This is a genomic window from Pararhizobium sp., assembly GCF_035497515.1.
GTDB lineage: Bacteria > Pseudomonadota > Alphaproteobacteria > Rhizobiales > Rhizobiaceae > Pararhizobium.
The window spans coordinates 1-24206 of the sequence record NZ_DATJDJ010000040.1 but is presented as its reverse complement, the minus strand read 5'-3'; the positions used below and the strand labels follow the sequence as shown (position 1 = coordinate 24206).

Annotated in this window: 21 protein-coding genes and 1 pseudogene; 8 read left to right on the top strand and 14 right to left on the bottom strand. The window is 60.6% G+C overall.

Translation table 11 applies throughout. The features are described 5' to 3' along the window. Nucleotides 1-12: 12 nt before the first annotated feature. Nucleotides 13-1812: an IlvD/Edd family dehydratase gene (locus tag VL202_RS04270; RefSeq protein WP_325462929.1), complete on the top strand. Its 1800-nt coding sequence runs from the start codon at nucleotides 13-15 to the stop codon at nucleotides 1810-1812. 141 nt (nucleotides 1813-1953) lie between these two features. Here the strand turns inward: VL202_RS04270 and VL202_RS04265 are convergent, their stop codons facing one another. Further along, nucleotides 1954-2553, bottom strand: coding sequence for an alpha/beta hydrolase (locus tag VL202_RS04265; RefSeq protein WP_325462928.1), 600 nt, complete (start codon nucleotides 2551-2553; stop codon nucleotides 1954-1956). 13 nt (nucleotides 2554-2566) lie between these two features. Beyond that, nucleotides 2567-3499 carry a VOC family protein gene (locus tag VL202_RS04260; protein ID WP_325462927.1) on the bottom strand — a complete coding sequence of 311 codons (933 nt, stop codon included), beginning with the start codon at nucleotides 3497-3499 and terminating at the stop codon, nucleotides 2567-2569. Between the two features lie 402 nt (nucleotides 3500-3901). Here VL202_RS04260 and VL202_RS04255 point away from each other — a divergent pair, with 402 nt between their 5' ends. The 4 genes from VL202_RS04255 (at nucleotide 3902) to VL202_RS04240 (ending at nucleotide 5622) form a co-directional block, all read left to right on the top strand. Further along, entirely contained in the window at nucleotides 3902-4111 is a 210-nt protein-coding gene (locus VL202_RS04255; RefSeq protein ID WP_037110252.1) for a cold-shock protein, read from the top strand. A gap of 192 nt (nucleotides 4112-4303) precedes the next feature. Next, on the top strand, nucleotides 4304-4519 hold the full coding sequence (locus VL202_RS04250; RefSeq protein ID WP_325462926.1) for a hypothetical protein: 216 nt from the start codon (nucleotides 4304-4306) through the stop codon (nucleotides 4517-4519). Between the two features lie 239 nt (nucleotides 4520-4758). Beyond that, complete coding sequence (locus VL202_RS04245) at nucleotides 4759-5139, top strand: DUF6481 family protein (protein WP_325462925.1); 381 nt, start codon at nucleotides 4759-4761, stop codon at nucleotides 5137-5139. A gap of 282 nt (nucleotides 5140-5421) precedes the next feature. After that, on the top strand, nucleotides 5422-5622 hold the full coding sequence (locus VL202_RS04240; RefSeq protein ID WP_325462924.1) for a hypothetical protein: 201 nt from the start codon (nucleotides 5422-5424) through the stop codon (nucleotides 5620-5622). A 15-nt stretch (nucleotides 5623-5637) separates the two neighbouring features. On the opposite strand, the gene VL202_RS04235 is transcribed toward VL202_RS04240, so the two are convergent. After that, entirely contained in the window at nucleotides 5638-7797 is a 2160-nt protein-coding gene (locus VL202_RS04235) for a mechanosensitive ion channel family protein (RefSeq protein ID WP_325462923.1), read from the bottom strand. An 80-nt stretch (nucleotides 7798-7877) separates the two neighbouring features. After that, nucleotides 7878-9722 (bottom strand): malto-oligosyltrehalose trehalohydrolase, encoded by a 1845-nt coding sequence (treZ, locus tag VL202_RS04230; RefSeq protein ID WP_325462922.1) that lies wholly within the window; start codon nucleotides 9720-9722, stop codon nucleotides 7878-7880. Nucleotides 9723-9856: 134 nt separating this feature from the next. Between treZ and glgX the strand changes: the two genes are divergently transcribed. Next, nucleotides 9857-11941 (top strand): glycogen debranching protein GlgX, encoded by a 2085-nt coding sequence (glgX, locus tag VL202_RS04225; RefSeq protein ID WP_325462921.1) that lies wholly within the window; start codon nucleotides 9857-9859, stop codon nucleotides 11939-11941. Nucleotides 11942-11979: 38 nt separating this feature from the next. Here the strand turns inward: glgX and glgA are convergent, their stop codons facing one another. Continuing rightward, the gene (glgA, locus tag VL202_RS04220) at nucleotides 11980-13458 is read right to left on the bottom strand and encodes a glycogen synthase GlgA (protein WP_325462920.1); all 1479 of its coding nucleotides are present in this window, start codon (nucleotides 13456-13458) and stop codon (nucleotides 11980-11982) included. A gap of 267 nt (nucleotides 13459-13725) precedes the next feature. Then, nucleotides 13726-13965, bottom strand: a complete 240-nt coding sequence (locus VL202_RS04215) for a DUF2934 domain-containing protein (RefSeq protein ID WP_325462919.1) — start codon at nucleotides 13963-13965, stop codon at nucleotides 13726-13728. A gap of 325 nt (nucleotides 13966-14290) precedes the next feature. Here VL202_RS04215 and VL202_RS04210 point away from each other — a divergent pair, with 325 nt between their 5' ends. Then, nucleotides 14291-14659 (top strand): hypothetical protein, encoded by a 369-nt coding sequence (locus VL202_RS04210; protein WP_325462918.1) that lies wholly within the window; start codon nucleotides 14291-14293, stop codon nucleotides 14657-14659. 8 nt (nucleotides 14660-14667) lie between these two features. On the opposite strand, the gene VL202_RS04205 is transcribed toward VL202_RS04210, so the two are convergent. From VL202_RS04205 to VL202_RS04185, 5 genes are all read right to left on the bottom strand, one after another. Then, entirely contained in the window at nucleotides 14668-15312 is a 645-nt protein-coding gene (locus VL202_RS04205) for a hypothetical protein (protein ID WP_414692800.1), read from the bottom strand. A 90-nt stretch (nucleotides 15313-15402) separates the two neighbouring features. Next, nucleotides 15403-16449, bottom strand: a complete 1047-nt coding sequence (locus VL202_RS04200) for a glutathione synthase (RefSeq protein WP_325462916.1) — start codon at nucleotides 16447-16449, stop codon at nucleotides 15403-15405. A gap of 8 nt (nucleotides 16450-16457) precedes the next feature. After that, a complete protein-coding gene (locus tag VL202_RS04195) occupies nucleotides 16458-18353 on the bottom strand; it encodes a flavohemoglobin expression-modulating QEGLA motif protein (protein WP_325462915.1) in 1896 nt (631 codons plus the stop codon). Further along, nucleotides 18350-19171 carry an N-formylglutamate amidohydrolase gene (locus VL202_RS04190; RefSeq protein WP_325462914.1) on the bottom strand — a complete coding sequence of 274 codons (822 nt, stop codon included), beginning with the start codon at nucleotides 19169-19171 and terminating at the stop codon, nucleotides 18350-18352. Before VL202_RS04190 ends, VL202_RS04195 begins: the two co-directional genes overlap by 4 nt. A gap of 162 nt (nucleotides 19172-19333) precedes the next feature. Further along, nucleotides 19334-19906: a TetR/AcrR family transcriptional regulator gene (locus tag VL202_RS04185; protein ID WP_325462913.1), complete on the bottom strand. Its 573-nt coding sequence runs from the start codon at nucleotides 19904-19906 to the stop codon at nucleotides 19334-19336. A 214-nt stretch (nucleotides 19907-20120) separates the two neighbouring features. Between VL202_RS04185 and VL202_RS04180 the strand changes: the two genes are divergently transcribed. After that, on the top strand, nucleotides 20121-20384 hold the full coding sequence (locus tag VL202_RS04180; protein ID WP_325462912.1) for a hypothetical protein: 264 nt from the start codon (nucleotides 20121-20123) through the stop codon (nucleotides 20382-20384). A gap of 141 nt (nucleotides 20385-20525) precedes the next feature. Here VL202_RS04180 and VL202_RS04175 read toward each other — a convergent pair. The 3 genes and pseudogenes from VL202_RS04175 to VL202_RS04165 form a co-directional block, all read right to left on the bottom strand. Next, a pseudogene (locus tag VL202_RS04175) lies at nucleotides 20526-20906 on the bottom strand (methyl-accepting chemotaxis protein); the annotation flags it as partial. A 37-nt stretch (nucleotides 20907-20943) separates the two neighbouring features. Beyond that, nucleotides 20944-22248: a nicotinate phosphoribosyltransferase gene (pncB, locus tag VL202_RS04170; protein WP_325462911.1), complete on the bottom strand. Its 1305-nt coding sequence runs from the start codon at nucleotides 22246-22248 to the stop codon at nucleotides 20944-20946. Nucleotides 22249-22418: 170 nt separating this feature from the next. Then, nucleotides 22419-24206 (bottom strand): calcium-binding protein (locus tag VL202_RS04165; protein WP_325462910.1); only part of this gene is annotated, 1788 nt, incomplete at its 5' end.

The window sequence follows — 24206 nt, the reverse complement described above, 5'->3', positions numbered from 1 at the left end:
TATAACTCCATCATGGGAGACAGACCGGTGAGCGATAACAACAAGCAAACCCGCAGACTTCGTTCGCAGGACTGGTTCGACAATCCGGACCATCTCGACCTGACCGCGCTCTATCTGGAGCGTTTCATGAATTATGGGACGACACCGGAGGAACTGCGCGCAGGCAGGCCGATCATCGGCATTGCCCAGTCGGGCAGTGACCTGAATCCGTGCAATCGCCATCACCTCGAGCTGGCCAAGCGTCTTCGGGACGGGATTCGCGACGCAGGCGGCATTCCAATCGAGTTTCCAACCCATCCGTTGTTCGAGAACTGCAAGCGTCCGACTGCGGCCCTCGACCGCAACCTGGCTTATCTCGGCCTTGTCGAAATCCTCTACGGCTATCCGCTCGACGGCGTCGTGCTGACGACCGGGTGCGACAAGACAACACCGTCGGCGCTGATGGCGGCGTCCACCGTCGATATTCCGGCAATCGTTTTTTCCGGTGGTCCGATGCTCGATGGCTGGCATGACGGCGATCTCGTTGGCTCCGGCACGGTGATCTGGCGTTCACGCCGCAAATACGCGGCGGGCGAGATCAGTCGTGAAGAATTCCTGGAAGCGGCGCTGGATTCCGCCCCCTCCATCGGTCACTGCAACACCATGGGCACCGCATCCACCATGAACGCCATGGCAGAAGCGCTCGGCATGTCGCTGACCGGCTGCGCGGCCATTCCGGCCGCCTATCGCGAACGTGGTCAAATGGCCTACCGAACCGGCCGTCGTGCGGTGGAACTGGTGCTCCAGAACATTCGACCGTCGGACATCCTGACCCGCGCCGCCTTCCTGAACGCGATCAAGGTCAACTCTGCGATTGGCGGCTCGACCAACGCCCAGCCTCACCTGATGGCGATGGCTAAGCATGCCGGCGTCGAACTCCGTCCTGACGATTGGCAGGTGCACGGTTTCGACATCCCGTTGCTGGCCAATGTCCAGCCGGCGGGCGCTTACCTTGGCGAGAACTTTCATCGCGCCGGCGGCGTGCCTGCGGTCATGTGGGAACTGCTCAAGGCAGGAAAGCTCGACGGCGATTGCCCAACGATCACCGGCAAGACCATGGCCGACAATCTCGAAGGACGCGAAGCCACCGACCGCGACGTGATCAAGCCCTATGACGAACCGATGCGAGAGCGCGCCGGCTTCCTTGTTCTCAAGGGTAACCTTTTCGATTTCGCGATCATGAAGATGAGCGTGGTGTCGGAAGACTTTCGCCGTCGATATCTGAGCGAACCAAGCAAGGAAGGTGTGTTCGAAGGCAAGGCGGTCGTCTTCGATGGCTCCGAGGATTACCACAAGCGAATCAATGACCCGTCACTGGATATCGACGAGCGCACGATCCTGGTGATCCGGGGCGCCGGGCCGCTCGGCTGGCCGGGATCGGCTGAAGTGGTCAACATGCAGCCCCCGGATCACTTGATCAAGAAAGGCATCCTCAGCCTGCCGACGATCGGCGACGGTCGACAATCCGGCACGGCCGACAGCCCGTCGATCCTGAACGCTTCTCCGGAAAGTGCCGCCGGCGGGGGCCTTGCCTATGTGCGCAGCGGCGACATCATCCGCATCGATTTCAATCAGGGCCGATGCGACATGCTGGTCGATCCGGAAGAGATCGAAAGACGCAAGGCGCAGGGCATTCCCAGCGTTCCCGCGGACGCCACTCCCTGGCAGATGATCTACCGCCGTACCGTGACGCAGCTTTCCGACGGCGCAGTCATCGATGGCGCCCCTGAATTCCGGAAACTTGCCGAAAAACTGCCACGGCACAATCACTGACGACACGAATCGTCGGCGTCCGCCGCGTGAAACTCGAATGCCGAACGTTCAAGCAAAGTCCTTTCGCCGCGTGGATGCGCGGCGAAAGGATCCCCGCCAAAGGCGAGGATTGACGACGGAAACTTGGGCGTCCGCCGACAATCACCCCAGAAACCGTTGAACCGCCTCGATCTCGTTCTGGCGGATGTCGTGGCCACCGGTATGCCATTCGGTTTCCACACTGGCCTTCTGCGCGGAAAAATAATCGGCAAGGGCCTGTGTCAGTGGGGCCGGGCAGATCGGGTCGCGCTGGCCGGCGGTGATCAGGATCTCTTTGCCGGCAAGTGCCGCATTGACCTTCGGCTTGAAGGGAATGAGCGGATGCAGGAGAACAGCCTTGTCGAAAAGGTCCTTTTCGATCAGCAGGTTGGCAAGGATGTTCGCCCCGTTGGAAAAGCCGAGGCCGATCACCTCGGACGCTTTGTGTTCATCGGCGAGCCTGCGCACGAAGCCTGCCATCTTGTCGGTCGCCCGGGCAAGATCGGCCATGTCGTAGACCCCCTCTCCGGTGCGGCGGAAGAAGCGCGCCGCTCCGTGCTCGGAGATGTCACCACGCGGCGAGACGATCGTCGCGTCCGGCAAAAGGTCGCCGCCGAAATCGAAGAACTGCCGCTCGTCGCCACCGGTTCCATGAAAGACGAAGAAGATCGGGTTTCCCGGTAAACCGGCCTTCAACCGGTGCACATAGCCATAATCGGTCATGATATTCTCTCCTTTATCCGTCGAGTTTCGGCAGGTGCTGCTCGAGGATCGGCCGCAGGTGCTTGTGCTGCTGCGGCAGTTTCAGCGCTTCGCCCAGATGCGCCGTATCCTCGTCGCGGTCGAAGCCGGGTTCGTTGGTGGCGATCTCGAACAGGACGCCACCCGGCGTGCGGAAATAGATCGCCCAGAAGTAATCGCGGTCGATCACCGGCGTGACGTGATAGCCGGTCTCCATCAGGGCCTTGCGGACCTCAAGCTGCTTTTCCCGGTTTTCGACCGAGATGGCGACGTGGTGCACGGAGCCCGCGCCCTGCAAACCACGCTGGATGTTCGGCATGGTCTCAAGGTCGATGAGGCCTGCGCCATTGCCGCCGGGCACGATCAGCCGAGTGACGCCATCCTTGGCGTCGAGCGTCTCATAGCCCATATATTTCAACAGTTCGGCCGTTGCCCCTTCATCGCGAAGGCGCATGACGACCGAGTGGAAGCCGCGGATGGCGTGATCGGCGGAAACGCCATTGGCGGTCCAGGCCGCGCGGCTGTCGTCGGGAACTTCCACCAGCGCGAAACCGTCGCCGTCAGGACCGGCGAAGTTCAGACGCTTCTCGCCAAAGGTCTCTTCCGCTTTCAATCCGGAAACACCGCGCTTCGAAAGCCGATCGCTCCAGAAACCGAGCGAGCCTTCCGGAACGGAAAACACGGTCGTGCCGACTTCTCCCGTGCCCGGACGCCCTGGCCTCATGTCCGGAAACGGAAAATAGGTCAGGACCGAGCCGGGCGCACCGGTCTCGTCGCCGTAATAGAGATGGTAGACATCCGGCGAATCGAAGTTGACGGTCTTCTTCACGCGGCGCAGGCCGAGCGTATCGGTAAAGAACTGGTTGTTGGTGCGGGCATCTGCCGCCATCGAGGTGACGTGGTGCAGCCCCTTGATCTGAGTGAGCATGATCTGGTCCCTTCTGCCCGCCTAAACCGGGCTTCGTTTCGCCGACATAGATGTGCCTATTTCGGGCGTGGCGATAGACATGCGGGACTGGACGGATTGTCTCCAGATGATGAACAGTCAGCGCCAACTGTTCGACGATTATGGCGAAGGCAAGAGATGCCCATGTCAACGCGAAGAAAAAAATCGCACAACCACAAGATTATAGAAACGAGATTGAAAAACTAAAAGTTGACAAAGCGGAAAGGCCGACATATATAGTGGCTATCGATAGTTGTTTGACTGATATTTGTTTCTGCCCGCGCTTGGCGCGTCTCTGACGAACTTCCCCCTTCAAAAATCGAGAATAAAACCCACCGTGCGTCGCACGGTGATGGATACATGTTGCTATTGAAAGGGTTCGTTATGACCACTGGCACAGTTAAATGGTTCAATTCCACCAAGGGCTTCGGCTTCATTCAGCCCGACAACGGCGGTCCGGACGTTTTCGTCCACATCTCCGCTGTTGAACGTGCCGGCATGCGCGAAATCGTCGAAGGCCAGAAGATCGGCTACGAGATGGAACGGGACAACAAGTCGGGCAAGATGTCCGCCTGCCAGCTCCAGGCCGCCTGAACAGGCCCCGCTTGAATAGATTGACGTCTCTCCGGTGACCACGGATGTACTGGCACTGCTGAGAAGGCGACATTCAATGAGAGGTCAGGCAATCGCCTGGCCTTTTTTCGTGGCCGACAGGCCGCAGCCGCACATCGCGTTCGACAGACTGATCTGGACGGATGCCCCTGCGGCAGCCCGAAGGATGACATCATGACCGAGAATTCATCGAAAGCCCGCAACGAAGCGGAATCCGCGTTTAGCGTAACCCAGACCCAGTTCATGGCCCGCAGCCGGATGATGTCCGAAATCGATACTGCGGCAGCCGAGCGCGATGCCAAAACCCAAAGACTTCGAGAACTGCGGCTGGAACGGGAAGCCAACACGCCGGTGAAGGTTTCCAAGCCGAAGAAGGCCACAAAACGCTGATCCTATCGTTTACCCCTTGCGGCCACCGAAAAATTGCTGCAATTGGCTTCAGATTACCGGACGTTTGATGCGGGCCGCGCATCGCGAATGCGAAAGTCGGCGACCCCATCTGTTTTTACGGCGATCTCACCCTATTTTTCGGGGACGCAAACTGCGAATTCAAATGTGCCGATTGTCGCGGCGGATCCTTCCGCCATTCGACGCGGCTGAGACCAAATCGACAACAAGGACGACCAAGATTGAGACACGCATCCGATAATGGCTTTGCCGATCGGCGCAAAGCCGCAGCCGAAGCCAAGCAGCAGCTTCTGAAGAAGTTTGTATCGGCACCGAAGGCGGACGATCCGGCACTGGCTGCAAAGCTTGCCGAGCGTCAGGCCAACGCGGCAGCGCGCGAAGCGCGCCGTGCCGAACGTGAACGCCTGAAGCAGCAGGAAAACGAGCAGAAACTGGCGGAAGCGGCAGCACGCGCCGCCGCCGCCGAAGCTGAGGAAAAGGCTGAAGCCTTGGCCCGAGAACAGGCCGAGCGGGACCGTATTACCCGCGTCATTTCCGACGAAGCCGAACGCAAGGCCGAGCGCGATCGTCGCTACGCCGCCCGCAAGGCCCGCCAGAAATAATGCGCCGAGAAACCGAGGCCAGGTGAGTTCATCCAGCCGCTGAGTTTCCCGTAACTCGAGTTCACAATCGGCTCGTTACAACAATGTTGTAACGAGCCGATTGCTTTGAGATGCCTGACCTGTCGTTCGACAAGAGAGTGCGATGTTGAGCGCGGTGAAGTGTCGAACTCAAGGTAGAAGCTGGACGGATCGTCATCGAACGCGTGGCAAACCTGCCGCGCCAGGGCTGGGCTGACGATACGAAACGGCTGGCCGCGACCGAAGACGCGGCCCTGCCTACTGATGGAAATCCACGACCATCTGCGCACGGCCATCGTCGCGCCGATGACATCCGGCCGTCGCCCGGCAGGTTTCCGCCTGCCGATGACGTTTCAGGGCGTCAGCGGTCCCGTCCTCCTGGAACAGTCGCGGCCGCTCGGCTCGGTTTCCGATACCGTATTAGGACAAGCCCTCAAGACGCTGCGCGAGCTCTACGAGAAATAATCCCAGCTGACGTCATCAGCCCGCCTCGCCGCCTTCGGCCAGCTTCTTTTGATCCATCGCGGTCTTCACAGCTATGGCGGCGGCGGCGGCGGCCGTGTCACCACCGGCGACCTGAACTGTCGGTGATGCGAAGATGACGCCATTCGTAGCGAAAACCTCGCGGATCATCATATAGGCTTTCCGGCGAATCATCGTCTGGTAGCCTGGCTTGGTCGTCATCGCGAAGATCAGGCTGATGCCATAGTCGCCGAACTGATCGACGCCCTTCATCTTGACGGTTTCGATGATGAACGAGCCGTATTCCTCGTCCTCAAGGAGCGCTGCACCGACGCCCTTGACCATTTTCCGAACCTTGTTGATGTCCGTATTGTAGGCGACCGAAATGATGAACTTGTCGATCACCCAGTCGCGGCTCATGTTCTGGACCGCGCCAAGCGTGCCGAATGGAACGGTGAAGACCGGGCCGCGATGGTGCCTGAGCCTGACCGAGCGGATGCTGAAGGATTCCACGGTGCCCTTGTAGCTGCCGCTCTGGATATACTCCCCAACGCGAAAGGCATCGTCCATCATGTAGAAGACACCGCTGATCACGTCCTTGACGAGCGTTTGCGAACCAAAGCCGATCGCCACGCCGAAAATCCCGGCGCCGGCGATCAACGGACCGATCTGAACCCCAAGTCCGGAGAGAACCATCAGCACCGCGATCACCGAGATGACGACCGCCAACGTGGTTCGCAGCAGCGGCAGCAGCGTCAGCAGCCGTCCGTTTCGCGCCGTATGGGCGGAGTCTTCGGAGGCAGTCACTCTCGCCTTTTCAAGCGTTTTGTTGATCACCGCCTTGGCGATCTGCCAGAGGATATCGGCGACAAGCAGGATGACCGCGCCGGCGAGAATGCCCTGGATGATCCGGTCTGTCATCGCCTCTGCGGAAAGCATGTTTGATCGGGTCTTGACGATATAGCCGAGCCAGATCACCGCAAGGGTAATGATCCCCGCCCGCGCGCCGCGCTCGACGAGGACTTCGATCACGGGATTGCCACTGCCGGGCACGTCCGGGTCACTGGCAAAGGCATTCTTCGCAGCCGCAGTGGTGACCTTGAGCAGACCCGGAAGGATAAGCGCATAGATGCCGATCCACAGGACGATGATCAGCCCCGCCACCCAGAGTATCCAGAGAAGGCACAGATAGAAGGTCAGCGCCCATTCCACGGCGCCGCGTCCATGCGGCCGGGCAATCGCCGCCGGGCGGTTCCAGACGGTTTCAATGGCAACCAGCAGCAAGCCAAGGCCCAGAACATAGACCACGACGCCGCGAACCGCCGGCGCGATGTGCAGCGCCGACATGAAGCCGGCAAAAGCCCAGCCGGCGAACAGGATGGAAGCCAACCAGAAGATCCGGCGATACCAGAACGCGCCGGATGCAGGATCGAGAGGAACCAGTCCGGATGTGGGCGGCAGTTCCTTGGACGAAGCAGGCCCGACCAGCAGTACCCGGGCAATGCGGATGACGAAACGGCACGCGATAACCCCGAAAAGCAGCGGCAGCATCAGCGCATCGAGGAGCGGTGGCCATGTCATGGCCATGAAGAGGCCAAGGCTCGCCAGGCTGAAGGCGATCAGCGGCGCAAGCAGCGCGAACAGATGCCGGCCGGCGTTGTGCAGCGACTTCTCGCCTGCTCCATCCGGATGCGCCAGCTCGGCATGACGGCGGCTGCGGCGGGCAATGCGCGCGAACAGCCATTCCGCCCCAAGGCCGATCACGACCAGAGTCAGGAACAGAAGAAACACACCGCCCGGACCATGGCCGTTGATATCGGCGGCGATCGTGCCGCCGGCGCGCATGAATTCGGAGGAGACCTGCGGAATGGCCTGGCGGATATCATGAAGATGCTGGCGAACCCGGTTGCCCCAGGCGCTGACCTGATCCGCCGACATATCATCGGCAGGTGCGGCAGCGGGCGGTGTCGTGCGATTGTCGAGCAAGGCCCGAATCTCGGGATCGTCGAGCAGCTTGATCAGTTGATCTACCTTTTCAGCAGCGATCACCGTTGACGCCGGAGGTGTTGCGGTTTGTGCCAGCGCAAGTTGCGCGCCAAACACGACCATGCCGGACAGCATCGCCGCCATGATCCAGAAACTCCACAGCATTCGCCGGATATAAAGAAGCTTTTCCAAGCGCCGTCCCCTCAAACTCATACGCCCACTTCTGCACTTTCGTGCAATTCAGAGACTTAAAGCATTGCGCGTACACATTGTCACCTGCCCGATGAGTGCAGGCGCCGAAAGCCGGTCACCCGATCGCGCGCGAAGAACACCTGGTTGGGCAACAGCAAGGCATCGGCCGGGAAATCGTTGCTCGGTCCATCCGCGTAAAAAATCTCACCGCCGATCGGTGGGGCCGTGGCTGGATTCTTGCCCAGATTGGCGCGCAGTTGCAGGTGACCAGAGCCCAATACCCAGTCGATCGCCAGGATTCCATCGGTTGCCGCGGCCAGTCGTGCCAAGCAATTGTCGTCATCGGCTCTGGCCAACAGGGGCAACACGAACTGGTTTCGTGACCTGATGAGGTCCTGCATGAACAGGGTCCATGCCCGCCCGTCCGGCGTGTCGGGCTTCGACCAGTCGAGTTTCGAGGCCTGCATGGTCTGCGCCGCGTTGGGATCGGGCAAGTCGGCCTCGGTGCAACCGGCCGGCAGGCCGCCGAAATTCTCCGCTTCCGCGACGCGCCCCTTGCGAACGGCATCCGCGAGTTCGCCGGTGTAATCGGCGAAAAAGAGAAACGGCCGGGTTTCACCGAATTCCTCGCCCATGAACAGCATCGGGATGGATGGCGACAGCATGGTGATGGCCGTCAGAGCACGCAACATCTCCACCGAGACAAGCGAAATCAGCCGCTCGCCAAAGGCGCGATTGCCCATCTGGTCGTGATTCTGCAGAAAGTTGATGAAGGCTGCCGGCGAGACGGCCGGGTTTTTCCCGCCTGAAACCGGCTCACCTGGAAAGACATAACCCTCAGCCAGCGCGCGGCCGACCTTTTCCAGCGGGTCGGCGCTGAACCGGCTGTAGTGGCCCATGGTTTCGCCCGTCGCGAAGACATGCACGGCATGATGAAAGTCATCGTTCCAATCTCCATCATAAAGCCTGGCAACCCCGGCCTGCTGCGCGCGGCGCAAATCGGTAAGGTTTCTCGGATCCTCCGTGATCAGATGAATGTGGCGGTCGCCGAACCGTTCGCGAATCCGACTGGCGATCTCGACGACCATGGACGAATCGCTATCGTCGTCATCGATGCGATCGACCGCATCGAAGCGCAGTCCGTCGAGGTGGAATTCACCAAGCCAATAGAGAGCATTCCCTATGAAATAATCCCTGACGGCAGGCTGCTCGAAGGCGATGGCGGTCCCCCAGGGCGTATGTTTGTCGGCGTGAAAGAAGCCGGTCGCATAACAAGGCACGTAATTCCCTTCGGGGCCGAAATGATTGTAGACGACGTCGAGAATGACCATCAACCCATGTCCATGGGCCGCATCGATCAGGGCTTTCATGTCATCGGGCGAGCCGTAAGCATTGTGCGGGGCATAGTGGAAGACGCCGTCGTAGCCCCATCCCCTTTTCCCGCCGAAATGCGCGACGGGCATGATCTCGATCGCCGTGATGCCGAGCGCCGACACATGCGCAAGCTTTCCGATCGCTGCGGTGAACGTGCCTTCCGGGGTGAACGTGCCGATATGCAACTCGTAGATGATCGCCTCATGCCAAGGGCGTCCGCGCCAATTGCCATGCTTCCAGGAATAGGAAAGAGGATCGACGATGAGCGAGGGTCCGCCGGCATCGTCGGCCTGCGCGCGGGATGCGGGATCGGGAACCGCAGTGCCATCATCGAGCACATAGGAATAGGACTGCCCAGGGATGGCGCCCGGAACAACGATCTCGAACCAGCCGCCCGGCGCCGAAGACATGGCGAGGTCTCGCCCCCCCAGACGCAGATCAATCCGTTTCTGATCAGGAGCCCAGATTCGAAAACGAACACGCCCCTCACCGATGACGTCCGTCCCCCACGAATTGACAGGTGATTCCCTGTCCGATCCGCTCGAATCCATCGCCAACCTCACTTCATGTCGCTGATTTTTGCCCCGGTTCAAACCTTGCGCCGACGGAAAAGTTCCGGCGCGATGGAACAAATGATGCGCTGCACAATTCACCTGCGCAGGATTTTGAAATCAGGGGGTCGCCGATGGATACCAAGAAAAGCCAACACAAGATTGAGCCCGGTGATTGGGCGCAACTCGGCGCGGTTCCGGACAAGGACGGCGTGAATTTCGCGCTGTTTTCGGCCCATGCCGAGCGTGTCGAACTCTGCCTGTTCGACGATAGCGGCACGATCGAGACCGCGCGCATCGAACTGCCGGAATATACCAACGAAGTCTGGCACGGCTATATTCCCGGCCTGAAGCCCGGCGCGCTCTACGGCTACCGCGTCCACGGTCCCCATGATCCGGCAAACGGACACCGGTTCAATGCCAACAAGCTGCTGATCGATCCCTATGCCCGCGAACTGGTTGGCGACGTCGCCTGGTCAAAAGCCCATTTCGGCTATGATCTCGATGCGGAAGACAAGGATCTTTCCTTCAACGACGCCGACAGCGCATCGGGCATGCCGAAATGCCGGATCATCGATCCGAAATCCTACGACTGGAAGAGAGATCGCAGCCCCGGCATTCCGTGGTCGAGGACAATCTTCTATGAGACCCATGTGAAGGGCTTCACGCAATTGCACCCGGCCGTTCCCGAAAAGCTGCGCGGCACGTTCGAAGGTCTCGGCGACAAGGCGATCGTCGATTATCTGAAAAGCATCGGCATCACCTCGGTGGAACTGCTGCCGATCCATTACTTTCCCGATGACAGCCATCTGATGGACAAGGGGCTGCACAATTTCTGGGGCTATAACAGCCTCGGCTTCTTTGCTCCGGCATCACGCTATTACGGCCCGCGCGGCATGGACGGTTTCCGCGACATGGTGCGCGCCCTGCATGACGGTGGCATCGAGGTCATTCTCGACGTGGTCTACAACCACACTGCGGAAGGCAATGAACTCGGTCCCACCCTGTCGCTGAAGGGGATCGACAATTTCTCCTATTACCGCACCCTGCCCGACGATCACCGCTACTATATCAACGACACCGGCACCGGAAACACCGTCAACACCTCGCATCCGCGCGTGTTGCAGATGATCACTGATTCCCTGCGCTACTGGGTCGAGGACATGCATGTTGATGGCTTTCGCTTCGATCTCGGCACCATTCTCGGCCGCGAACCGGAAGGTTTTGACCAGCGCGGCGGCTTCTTCGATGCGGTGACGCAGGATCCGGTGCTGTCCAAAGTCAAGCTGGTCGGCGAGCCGTGGGACATCGGTCCCGGCGGCTATCAGGTCGGCGGCTTTCCGCCGGGCTGGGCGGAATGGAACGACAAATACCGCGACACCGTGCGCGATTACTGGAAGGACACGGACGGCACCGCTCCGGACTTCGCGGCCCGCCTGCTCGGCTCAGGTGATGTCTACGACCTGCGCGGCCGACGGCCCTGGGCGAGCGTCAACTTCATCACGGCCCATGACGGGTTCACGCTCAACGACGTGGTCTCCTATAACGAGAAGCACAACGAGGCGAACGGCGAGGACAACAAGGACGGCCATAGTGACAACCGCAGTGCCAACTACGGCGCCGAGGGGGAGAGCGACGATGCCGCTATCGCTGAGGTCCGCGAGAGGCAGAAGCGCAATTTCCTCGCCACGCTGCTTCTCTCGCACGGCACGCCCCTGCTGCTTGCCGGAGACGAGTTTGGCCGCAGCCAACTCGGCAACAACAATGGCTATTGCCAGGACAGCGACATCAGTTGGGTGCAGTGGGAGAACCTGCCCCGGAGCGCGGAGGAGCTTCGCGACTTCGTCCGAAAGCTAACTGCTCTTCGCGCCGAGCAGCCGTTGCTGCGGCGCGACAGCTGGCGCGACGGCATGCATGTTACCTGGCTCAATGCCGGTGGTGGCGAACAGACAGAGGAACACTGGCAGGATGGTGGAGGCACGACGATCGGCGTGCATCTTTCCCGTGAGGACTTGCGCCAGCAGGATGACGTCTGGGCGGATGTGCTGCTGATCTTCAATCCACATGACGGGCCCGTGCCCTTCACACTCCCGCAATCGCCATCCGGTGCCTGGACCCTGGCGCTGACGACGGCGACCGGAGACGGTGCGCAAACAGGCATCAACGACGAAGTCATCGAAATGCAGCCGCGCAGTTTGATGGTGCTGCGGCCCCAATAGGCGGAACAGGCATCAGAACGTCATGTCCGGCGGCGGTGCTACTCCGCCGCCTTGGAGGTGACCAGGGGCGTCGCGCGCCGTCCGGGCAGAAGGGACGCATAAAGTGCCGCATATTGCTCGGCGCTCCGCTCCCACGAAAAATTCGCCTTCATGCCCTGGTTCTGCAACCGCGCCCATTTTTTCGGATCCCGATAGGCAGCGAAGGCCCGGTGGATGGAAAGCCTGAGGTTCTCCGCCGTGGCGGGATGAAACTGGAAGCCGGTCGCCACGCGCGCGGAAATCGCCGCGTCATTGGCGTCGATGATCGTCTCCGACAGGCCGCCGGTGCGCGACACAACCGGAACGGCGCCATAGCGAAGGGCGTAGAGCTGGGTGAGGCCGCAAGGCTCGAAACGTGAAGGCTGGAGGATCACGTCGCTGCCGCCATGGATAAGATGAGCGGTCGCCTCGTCATAGCCGATGCGGACGCCGATCCGATCGGGATGGCGGCCGGCCGCGGCGAGCAGCGCATTCTCGACCTGGGCCTCGCCCTTGCCGAGCACGATCAATCGACCGCCGAGATGGGAGATTTCCTCCGCCACCTCCGCAAGCATGTCGCCGCCCTTCTGCCAGGTGAGGCGCGTAACGGCGGCGAAGATCGGCCCCGGACTATCGTCCAGCCGGAAGGTTTCCAAAAGCTTCGCCCGGTTCACGCCGCGCAGCCGCATCCGCTTGTGGTCGTAATTGGCCGGCAGGTAGGCATCGGTGGCGGGGTTCCAGATGTCCATGTCGATACCGTTGACGATGCCGGTCAATGTCCGCGGTCGGGAACTGAGCGCGCCGGCCATGCCCATACCGAGTTCCGGCGAGACAACCTCGCGGGCATAGGTCGGGCTGACGGTGGTGATGGCACTGGCGGTCCGGATGCCACCCTTCAGATAGCTGATGTCGCCGTAATATTCGAGGCAGTCGAGCGTCACGGTTTCCGGCGGCAGGCCGATCTGGCTGACAACGGATGTTGGAAATTGCCCCTGGAAGGCGAGATTGTGAATGGTCAGGATCGACGGGATCGTGTTCGCATTGCTGGAATAGCGCATGTAGACAGAGGTCAGAGCCGTCTGCCAATCGTGGGTATGAACAACCTCGGGCGACCAGTCGGCGATCAGCCCGCCGGCAATGGCCGATGCGACATAGGAGAGGACGGCGAAGCGCTTCCAGTTGTCGGGATGATCGCGGCCGTTTTCATCGAGATAGGGTCCGCCGGGACGATTGAAGAGCGCGGGAGCATCGAGGACCAGCAGGTCCAGATCCTCATATTGCGCTTCGAGAAGAGATGCCGGAGCGCCGAACAGGTCGGGAAAGAAATGAAGCACCTTGACGCCAATGAGGCCGGCGAAAAGCTGCGGATATCCGGGAACGAGCGTGCGTGTATAGCAGCCATAGCCCACAAGGGCTTTCGGCAGCGAGCCGGTGACATCGGCCAGGCCCCCGGTCTTGATCAACGGAAAGATTTCAGAGGTCACCGAAAGTATTTTCACGCAGGTCACATTCCTTGTACCAACGGTTACGATCAGGACGTGATTGCGCGAAGCATCGCCCTTTCCCATGATGTTGCAAAGCGACGGCGATGTCCGCAGAAAAGAGTGCGAAGCCGCAAATTTTTTTGCACTGCGAAATCAATCCGCCGGCAGACGGGGTAAAATGTCTCGTCAGCCGACAGCCACTCCGGAATGCTGGAGCGTGTGATCGGTTCAGTCAGGCCTGCTGCGATCGGCTGTTTCAGACGAGCCGCGCAGCCTCCTGCATCAGGCGATCTTGCTGCGCTTCCTGGCCACCGGCTCCGGAACCACCTCGTTCTTCATGACGGACAGCTTCGAGGTCTTGATGGCCTTGGCGACCGGCACGGCGGAAACGGCTTCCGATTCGTCCGTCAACTGCCGCAAGGCCTGAAGCCAATGGGCATCATGACTGCCGTCGGGACGGCCATCCGCTTCCCACAACGCGTAAGCCCGGGTCCTGATATCGTCTTCGCTAATACCCGTCATCTGCTTCTCCCTTAGCAAAAGTGCCCACCATAACTGCAACGGGATCGCTTGGTTCCATCCAAAAAGATCTGCACGAAAAATTGAGCGCCAAGCAATCCAAGGATGTTCTTTCGGAAAGTCCACAGGGGAATCTCGCGTTCCCCACAGCATTGCGAAAAGGACGCGGCAAAACGATTCGCCCGAAGATTCTACGCTGAATCGGAGTGCAGGCGAGCGATATTGACAACCGCACACTGTCGCACCTTGCCGCAACCCGTGGAACCAAAGGTCCGGCGACGCCGTTATTCTCTCGCCGCGCCGTTCGCCGGTTTCTCAGGAGCTTGCCATGAAGAAAATCGCTCTCGCCCTGGTGTTGATCGCATCGCCAGCAGCGGCCCAGTCCCCGACGGTCGAGGACCTTTGCATCAAGGTGGCGAAACACCTGCTGATGACCGATACCCTGCATACCGGCGTGATCCAGTCCTTTCCCGAACTGAAGCCGCCGGGCGCGCGCATGACCTATTCGACGCGCGACGGTGTCGAGAAGAAGGACATGGTCGATACGATCGAATGCCAGTTCGAAAACACCAAGGCGCCGTTCAAGGTGAAACGCTTCTGTGTCGCAAGCACCTGCTATTCGGCCGACGAAAAGAACGAGGAAAACAAGCGCCGGTTCGATGAAGTACGTGTGCTCCTGGAACGCGAAGGCCTCTAGCCGGACTGTTATCGTTCTTTGGTCGCCATCCAGATGACGTGGCGGGCTCCCCTGCCCTTGGTGCTGGCGCGCACGCTCAACTCTTCCACGGCAAATCCCGCCTCTCGCAGACGACGCGTAAAGCCTGCGTCGGGCGCCGATGACCAGACGGAGAGAACGCCGTTCGGTCGCAGCGCCTTGCGCGCCGCGCGCAGTCCGGCGATGCTGTAGAGATCGTCGTTCGCCTTGCGGGTCAGGCCTTCCGGGCCGTTGTCGACATCGAGGAGGATGGCGTCATAGGCTGCAGCCGATGCCTGAATCAGACGGCCGACATCGCCTTCCTTTATGACCACTCGCGCATCGTCGAGGCAGCCGGCGAAAACCTCGGCCATAGGGCCGCGCGCCCAGGATACGACAGAGGGAACGAGTTCGCCGACCGTCACCTTCGCATCCGCCGGCAGGACGCCAAGTGCAGCGCGCAGGGTAAAGCCCATGCCCAGACCGCCGATCAGCATATGCGGACGGGCGTGCTTTTGTATTCGTTCGTAGGACAGTCTGGCCAGCGCTTCCTCGGATCCGCTCAGCCGGCTGTTCATAAGTTCGATGGTGCCGAGCATGATGGAAAATTCGCTGCCACGCTGCTTCAGCCGCAGTTCGCCACCGCCATCCGGCATTATTGCTGTGTCAATGAGGGTCCAGGGGATCACGCGCGCTTCCAATCGTCAGAAGCGCTGGCGATAACACAAAACCCGGATGAAAACAGCTTAGAGTGTCGCCAGCGCCCGGTTGGAGATCGAGCCGGCATAGATTTTGCGAATGGAGACCTTTTCCTCCAACGACTGGATGATTTCCTCGGAGAAGTCGATCTTGTGCATGCCTGCGATGTCCGGCAGGCCGCCCGGCGTGAAGACGTTGATCTCCAGGATCTTGTCGCCGACGATGTCAAGTCCGACGAGGAACATGCCGTCCTCGACCAGCTTGGGCCGCACCATCTCGGCGACAGCGAGAATGTCGTCGGTGATCTTGACCTCGGCCGCCGTGCCGGCGGCATGCATGTTCGACCTTACCTCCCCCTTGGCCGGTACGCGGCGGAAGGCTGCGTAAACGCCGTCGCGCACCAGCGGCTTGCCGTTCATCATGAAGAAGCGGATATCGCCGGCCTTCGCCTCCGGCAGGTATCCTTGCGCGATGAGATAGCCTTCGCCGCTGACGGCTTCGAAAATCTGGTTGAGGTTGGCATCGTCGGGCGTGGCGATCTTGAAGACGTTCTTGCCGCCGGAACCCTGCAGCGGCTTGAGGATCACACCCTTGCGATGATCGGCGATAAAGGCGCGGATTTCCTCGATGCTTTTGGAGATCAGCGTTTCGGGGCGAACGGCCTCTGGAAAACCTTGGAAATAAAGTTTGTTCTGGGCAAGCGCCAGGCCGGCGGGATCATTGACCACGATCGTCCCGCGCTCACTGGCAAGCCGGCCGAACATGGCACCGATATGCGCCGCCCAGGGCCTGTCGTCGGAATCGAGCGACGGGTCGTTGCGCAGGAAAATAACATCGACCTCGCGCACGTCGATTGTCTGGACCTTGGTATCCTTACCCTGAAAGCCTTTGTGGAAGGCCTCGGTATCCTTGTATTTTCCGTCGGCGACGACAGTCGCACGCACCATCAGGCTGTCATCCGGACGCAGGACAAAGTCACCCGGCGCGACATAACAGACATCATGGCCTCGGGCGCGCGCAGCCATCGCCAGCGCCGTCGTGGTGAAATGAGGCTCCTCGCTCTCAATGGAATTGACGAAGAAGGCGGTGCGCATGGGGGCTCCTAGCTGGTGATCAGGTCGAGGGGGGTCAAGCCCGCCCACGCCTTGTCGAGGCGGGCCTGTGCTTGGGGGTGGGTGAGGAAGGCGGGGCGGATGACCGGTGCTTTCAACAGGCCGCGCAGGCTGAGTTCCTGCATGACGATGAAATGCGCGGCGGAAATCTTGCCCATCCAGAAAGGATCAAGCGCGCCGCCGGCCTTGAGATGGGTGAGCAGTTCCAGAAGGCCGCGCAGATAGATGGCGTCCTTGGCAAGACCGCCGCCGCGATAGAGCCGGAGCGACAGGTTGAAGGCGGCCGTCGGTGCGAACGCGTGCTCATCGACCAGCATGCCATAGGTTTCCGGAAACGGCCTGCCGTCCAGCATCGCGGCACAGGCGACGACCCGGGCCGCGATCAGGCGCAAGCGCCCGACCGTCATGCCGCCAGCCATGTATTCGGAGAAAACGGCAAGCCCCTCCTGCATGCCCTCGTAGCCGGCAAGACCGGAGCGGAACAACCGCAACCCCTGCGCCGAGCCATTGAAATAGGTGAGCAGATGCACGCCGATCTCGTGGCTCAAAAGCGCGTGGATACGGCTGCGGTCCATTCTTGTATGGCGTGAAATGAGCAGGCGCTCGCCCGAGACCAGCAGGCCGGACGGCAAGTCGTCGCGCAGCTCGATCTCGGCGGTGAAGCCCGCATATTGCTGCCGATATTGCTCAATCATGTGGCGCGCGGCCGTCTCCACCTCGAAACAGTCGGCGATCCCGGCCTCGTCCTCGCCGCCCTCATCGCCGTGGACGAATTTCTCGGTCTTCAGCAGAATATCCATCGCGATCCGGTGAAGCGACGGTTCCACCGGCCCATAGAGCGCGCGGCTGAATTCGACGAAGCGGCCGGTTTCACGCGCCGAGATCAGGGATAGCTGGAGATCAAGTTCCTGCTGCTTCTCGCGGTAGAGATGGTAGAGAACGGGATCCTCGAAGCGATCGAAGGCGACGGAGAAGAGCTTGCGCTTTTCCGCCTCGACCTGGACGGAGAGCGGCCGATAGAGAAACTGTGGGGCTCGCCTGAACCTGTTGGCCTTGAACTCCCGCCAGGCGGCATCGGCATTGATGGGCGTGACGGCAAGCAGGAAATCGAAGGTGGAGGCGACATCGTCGATGCTGCGATCCGCCCGGCTGACCGCATCGACGAAGGCCTTGCGGCCAAGGGCGCGATGGGTCGTCAGCTTCAGGGTCTGTGTCGCACCGACGAAGGCCGCGAAGGCCTTCAGGCCCGCATCGAAGATGTTGGCGACGAGCCGTTCGCGCAGGTCGGGATAGATATGCCCCGATTCCGGCTGCCGATAGATCGGCGCGAACCGCACGGCGACCAGGGGAAAGCCGGTTCCCTGCGCCAAGGCCATCGCCTGCGGATCAGCCGCAAGCTCGAAGCTTTTCACATAGGGGGTGCGGAACTTCACCTGCTCGATATCGGCTCCCTCCGCCAGCGCGGTTGCAGCCTGCTCCGCCGCCGCGTCGTCGGTCGAAAGGAGCCTGATCTCGAAGGGCGGCAGATAGGGCGCATCGGCGGTGATCAGCGTGTCGTGCTCGAGTTCATCGATATCGAGCAGCATGAAGGCTCCGAACCGCTCGCGCAGGACATTGCCGACGGCATCGATGATCGGCAGCGCTTCTTCGACGTCATCGACGATGAGATAGGAGGCATGGGCAGCGCTGACGTCGCGTGCCGCCAGATCCTCGCGGCCCCTTAAAACATGCACACAAAGGAACGGCAACGGCCGGTCGATATGCAGGCGGCCGCCATGGTCAAAATCCTTACGCACGGATTTGTCGGCACGGATGCAATCGAGGATATCATCGAGCCAATCGGGATAGGGCGCCGTTTCCCGGTCCTTGCGCCGCATGTTGCTCATGACCTGGCCTTCAATGCATCGGCAAGCACCGGCAGCGACAGGCGGATCATCTCCCGCATGGCCTTCAGCGCCTCGATGTCCGGCTCGCCCGTCCATTCGTCCATGAAGAATTTCTTGAACTCTATGGCGATGGCGCATCCGGTCTCGGCAAAACGCTCATGCACGAAACGCGTCTGCTCGCCCTTCCCCTGAAAGGCAATGTTCTCCCGCACATCCATCCGACGGCCGCGAAATTCGAAGCGACGAAGCTGCGCGATGAAGGGGTCGAGCACATCGGCCCAGTGGTCCCGGTCCATGGAGGATGTGCCGATATTGATCTGGGGTGCCGTCTCGAACGCCATTTCCGGGCCATCCGCTCCGTCCCGGCGGTGGTTGTAGCTGTGCATGTCGAGAAGCACGAAGGCGCCATATTGCTGTTCAAGACCACGCAGATAAGCGTCCAGCATGGCGTAGTAGGCATCGTGAACATGAAGGGAGGCGGCGACCGCCGCTTCTGGTAGCGGTTCCCGCCAGACCGCCAGTCCCCAGGCCTGTTCCGGCTTGAAATAGATTGCTCCGTCGCGCGCCCGGTTGAGATCGATCTCAAATCGGGACCGGTGAAAGACGATGCGGTTGGGAAGATCGCGGATGAAGTATTCGGTGAACGGATCTTCTTCGCGCAGCCGCTCGGCATTGTCGAGCGCCATGCTCTCAAGAAGACCGTTGCGCACATGATGGCCATTGTGAATGGCCGTTCCGACGATCGCCGAAGCGCCGCGCGATGCGGTCCACCAGTCCGATGGATCGGGGTCGAGGTTGAAATTGTCTGAAGGGGACATGCCGTCCTTCTCGTTGAAAGCGGCGGCTCGGGATCATGGCCGCGCAGCACATATTCTTCTCAACGAGAGAATGGACAGAGGGAACTTTTGTTCCATCAAAAGCCGGGTATGGACCGTAAGGCAGCCTATGCGGGCAAAAACGAACAGACCTTGGCGATGTGCTCAGGCTGGTCGGTTGAACGAGGCGATGGCGGCCTCGCAGGCCCGCGTGAAGCGGGCGGACGGGCCTTCGCTGCCGGTGGCGAGCTTGCTCACCTGGGCGCCTTCCATCAGCATGGAGAGCGTATCGGACAACAATTCCGGTTCGCTGACGCCAGCGTCGCGACAGAGTTGTTCGAGACGACGGCGCTGGGTGAGCTTGAAGCTCTCGATCACCACATGGGCCGGATGGCCCTGCTCCTTCAGTTCGACGGCGGCGTTTGCCAGATCACAGCCGTATTTGTCATCCTCCAGGCATTTTGCCCGGGCCATCACCCAGCCCTGAAGCTGGGCCATCGGATTACCGGGATTTTTCGCTTCCAGTTCGTCCCAGAAGGCGGCTGCTTTTTCGGATTTGAACCGCAAGGTCTCGCAGACGAGGTCGTCTTTCGAGCCGAAATGGCGGTAGAGAGTCATCTTGTTGGTTTCGGCCGCCTCGGCAATCGCATCGACGCCGATGCCGCGAATCCCATACTTTCGGAAAAGCTCGCATGCCATTGAAACAATACGATCACGGGGCGCTGCACGAACTTCCATACACTCACCTTTTTCCAGCCTTATATCCGCCCGCTTGGGGCCCGATACGGATTTTGAATTTTTATTGCCGATGCTTATTGACATAGGTGTGACCGGTCGGTAACTATTCAAATGTTACTTACTGGTAACACCGTATGAAATTGAAGTCAAGTTTACGACCCCGGCGGGCAATTTGTCAGCCGGAAAAGACGAATGAACCCGAAGGAATACCACGATGCACCAGGCAAACAGCGATCTGACCATAACGGAAGCTCTGAGCGACCCGTTGATCCGTGCCGTCATGCGTGCGGACGGCGTCACGACCACCGAGATGAAGACACTTCTCTACTCCGCTGCCAGCGCGCTGCGCCAGATGCAACCTGGAACCGTGAGCGCCAAGAACCATACGGCCAATCTTCTTGCGGCGCCGAAACGGCGACTGCTGTCGATGGTCCACCCTCTTGCTTCCCCCTCCGATTACCAGCGCAACGCGGCCTGATCGGAACCAACCTTTCCTCCCAGCGCATCCCCTGAATGCGCAAACGAACCCAGCCGGAGACCTCCCCGGCTGGGTTTGTGTTTTCAGGGCCTGTTATTTTCGAGACTACGCCGCGCGGCTGTGTGCCGCGGGCCGGGCCTGCAAGGTGAAGTGCGAGATAAGCGCACGCAGGTTGACGCTCTCATTGGCGAGCGTCGCGCCGGCGGCGTTGGTTTCCTCCATCATCGCCGCGTTCTGCTGGGTCACATGATCCATACGGTTGACGGCGGCATTCACCTCGGCAAGACCCGTTGACTGTTCACGGGCGGAGGTGGCGATCGCGTCCATGTGCTGATTGATGACAACGACATAATCTTCGATCGTCTTCAGCGCCTCGCCCGTCTCACTGACGAGCTTCACGCCGTTCTCGACCTCCGTCGTGGAGTTACGGATCAGATCCTTGATCTCCTTGGCCGCCTTGGCGGAACGCTGCGCCAGTTCGCGGACTTCCTGTGCGACGACGGCAAAGCCACGTCCGGCCTCCTCTTTGCTCACCACGAGGGCGAAAGCCCACCTCAAATCAGACCCTGATGTCCTGTTCGGTGAAGTCCTCGGTTCCGAAGAACTTGAGATAACGCTCGACCTCCGATGGCTCACCGGTCGCCTTGCGCGGATTGTCGGAGAGCTTGACGGCCGGGCGACCATTGACGTCGCTGACCTTGCAGACGACCGAGATCGGATTCAACCCGCCGACCTCAACCGGCGCGCAGCCGGCAAAATCGTTGGTGAGGTTGGTGCCCCAGCCGAAGCTCATGCGCACTCGCCCCTCGAAATGCCGGTAGGTCTCGAGGATCGTCGCTGCGTCGAGGCCATCGGAGAAGATCAGCAGCTTCTCCTTCGGATCGCGGCCCATCTTCTTCCACCAGGCGATGATCTTCTCGCCGCCTTCGATCGGCGGGGCGCTGTCGGGGCGGAAGCCGGTCCAATCGGCGACCCAGTCCGGCGCGTTGCGCAGGAAAGCAGCCGTGCCGAAGGCATCCGGCAGCACGATCAGAAGGTTGCCGCCATAGAGCTGGTTCCAGTCCTGCAGAACCTTGTAGGGCGCTTCGCCGAGTTCCTGGTCGTTGCGGGCAAGAGCCGCAGCGACCATCGGCAATTCATGGGCATTGGTACCGAGCGCTTCGAGATCGGTATCCATGGCGAGCAGGACGTTGCTGGTGCCGGAAAAGGACTTGCCAATGCCTTCCTTCAACGCCTCGACGCACCAGCGCTGCCACAGAAAGCTGTGCCGGCGGCGCGTGCCGAAATCGGAAATGCGCAGGTTCGGATGGACTCGCAGTTGCTCGACCTTCGACCACATCTTGGCCTTGGCGCGGGCATAGAGGACGTCGAGCGCAAACGGCCCCATGTCCTTCATCGCGGTGCGCGACCGCAACTCGTTGACGATCGCCAGCGCCGGGATTTCCCACATCGTCGTGTGGGTCCACTTGCCCGGAAAGGTGAGCTCGTACTGGCCATGGCGGCGCGACAGCTCATAGTCGGGCAGTTGGAAATCGGCGAGCCAGGCGAGGAAGTCCGGCGCGAAAATCTGCTTGCGGCCATAGAAGGTATTGCCGGCGAGCCAGATCATCTCCTTCTTGGTAAAACGCAGGTTGCGGACGTAATCCAGTTGCTCGCGCAATTCCTGTTCGTCAATCTCCTCGGTGAGCAGCACGGTCTTCGTGCGGTTGATCACCGAGAAAGTGGCATCGACATCTGGATAGAGTCGCCAGATCATCTGCAGCATGAGGAGCTTGTAGAAATCCGTGTCCAGCAGGCTGCGCACGATCGGATCGAGCTTCCAGGCATTGTCGTAGACCCGGCGGGCGATGTCCGTCTTGGTCATGAAATATTTCCCCCGTTCCGGCACTGCATGGTCATACGCATGTGGTTCACGCCGCAGTCATGACACGGCATTCGGCCCGGCTGCAACACGAAAAACGCAACAAAACAGCACAGTTGACGCAGAAAGCCCGGCCGAAGCCGGGCTTTCGCATCATCTTACGAAGACGCGGATCAGGCCACGAGCAGGAAGTCGCTGGTGGACAGGCTCGTCACGTTGTCGAGCGTGACGACCAGAACGGCATCGTGCTCGTTGTTCGTGCCATCGGCGTCATACCAGAGCCGGCCATTGTCCTTTTCGAAGAAGAACTGCGCAGCCGTACCGGTGGCCTGCAGGTCATTGCCGGAGAACAGCGCCAGGCTCGAGAAGCCGAATTCCGACTTGTCGATGACCAGCTTGTCCTGGCCACGGGTGAAGTCGGTGATCTCGTCGCCCGAACCGATGGCATCCTGCGACTTGTAGACGAACTGGTCGGCGCCGCCGCCGCCGGTCAGCAGGTCGCCATGGGCGCCGCCTTCCAGGATGTCGTTGCCGTCACGGCCATCGAGCCTGTCGTCACCGCCGCCGCCGACGAGCTTGTTGTTGGCGGTGCTTCCAAGAATGGTGTCGTCGCGATCGCTGCCGATGACATCCTCGATGCTCGATACCGACAGGCCGGCGGCAAGGCCGCCATTCTTGGCGTTGTTCTGCAGGTCGAGGATGACCGACTTGTCGGAGACGATGTTGAAGGTCAGCAGATCGCGGCCGAGACCACCCTGGAAATAATCCGTCCCCGAAGCATCGGTGCGTTCGAGACGGTCGTTGCCGTCATCGCCGTAGAGCTTGTCGTTGCCCTTGCCGTCGATCAGGTAATCGACACCGGCGCCGGCCCGGAACGTGTCGTTGCCAGCCCCGCCGGACAGACGGTCGGAGCCTGCGCCTGCGGTCACCGTGTCATTGCCGGAGCCGCCTTTATAATCGAGCGTTTCCATGCCGGTGAACGACGTCGTCGCGTTGACGTTGACGAGGCTGTTGCTGAAGACGAAGGTGACATTGGAGGTCTCCTGCGAGAAATCGATGAAGACCCGGTCCGTGCCGCTGCCACCCGATGCATAGTCGCCATTGTTGATGTGCAGCTGGTCGTTGCCGTTCTCGCCGTAGAGCTTGTCGCTCTGGGTGTCCTTGACGCCGCCGCTCGCCCAGAGCGTATCGTTGCCATCGCCGCCATAGAGCTTGTCGGTCCCACTGCCGCCGACAATCTCGTCGGCGCCGCCGAGGCCCTTCAGCGTGTCATTGCCGCTGCTGCCGTTGAAATAGTCATTCAATGCACCGCCCGTCATCGTGTCGTTGCCGGAGCCCGATGTGATGTGAACGCGCTCGATATTCTTCAGCGTCACACCGCCATTGACCAGGGTGGCGTTGGACGACAGCGTGAAGGTGAGATTGGCCGTGCTCTTGACGCGGTTGACCGAGCCCGTATCCGTGCCGGCACCTCCGTCGATATTGAACTGGCCAGCCGCCGAGCCGCTGGCATTGTTGACATAGGAAATATCATCGCCATCGCCAAGCGCGACAGTGTTGACATGCGTGCCGGTCTCGACGCTGACGGACACGCTGTCGCTGCCCGTTCCCGCATCGATCTTGTTGGCGCCGCCGGTATCGACGATGCTGTCGGAGCCGGCACCGCCCTTGATAACGTCATTGCCGGTCAGGCTGTAGAACTGGTCAGAACCGCTGCTGCCCGTCAACGTGTTGTTGCCGCCGCCGGCATCGAAATCGACATATTGCGCGCCCGTGCCGTTCAGCACATCGTTGCCCTTGCCGGTTTCGATGACGAAGGCTTCGCCGTCAGTGATAACAGTGCCGTCCGAGAGTTTCGCCGTGTTGCCGGTGATGGAGAAGGTGACGGCGCCGGTCGCGTCGGAACGGTCGACACCGATGGTGTCGAAGCCGGCGCCGGCTCGGATCGTATCCTTGCCACC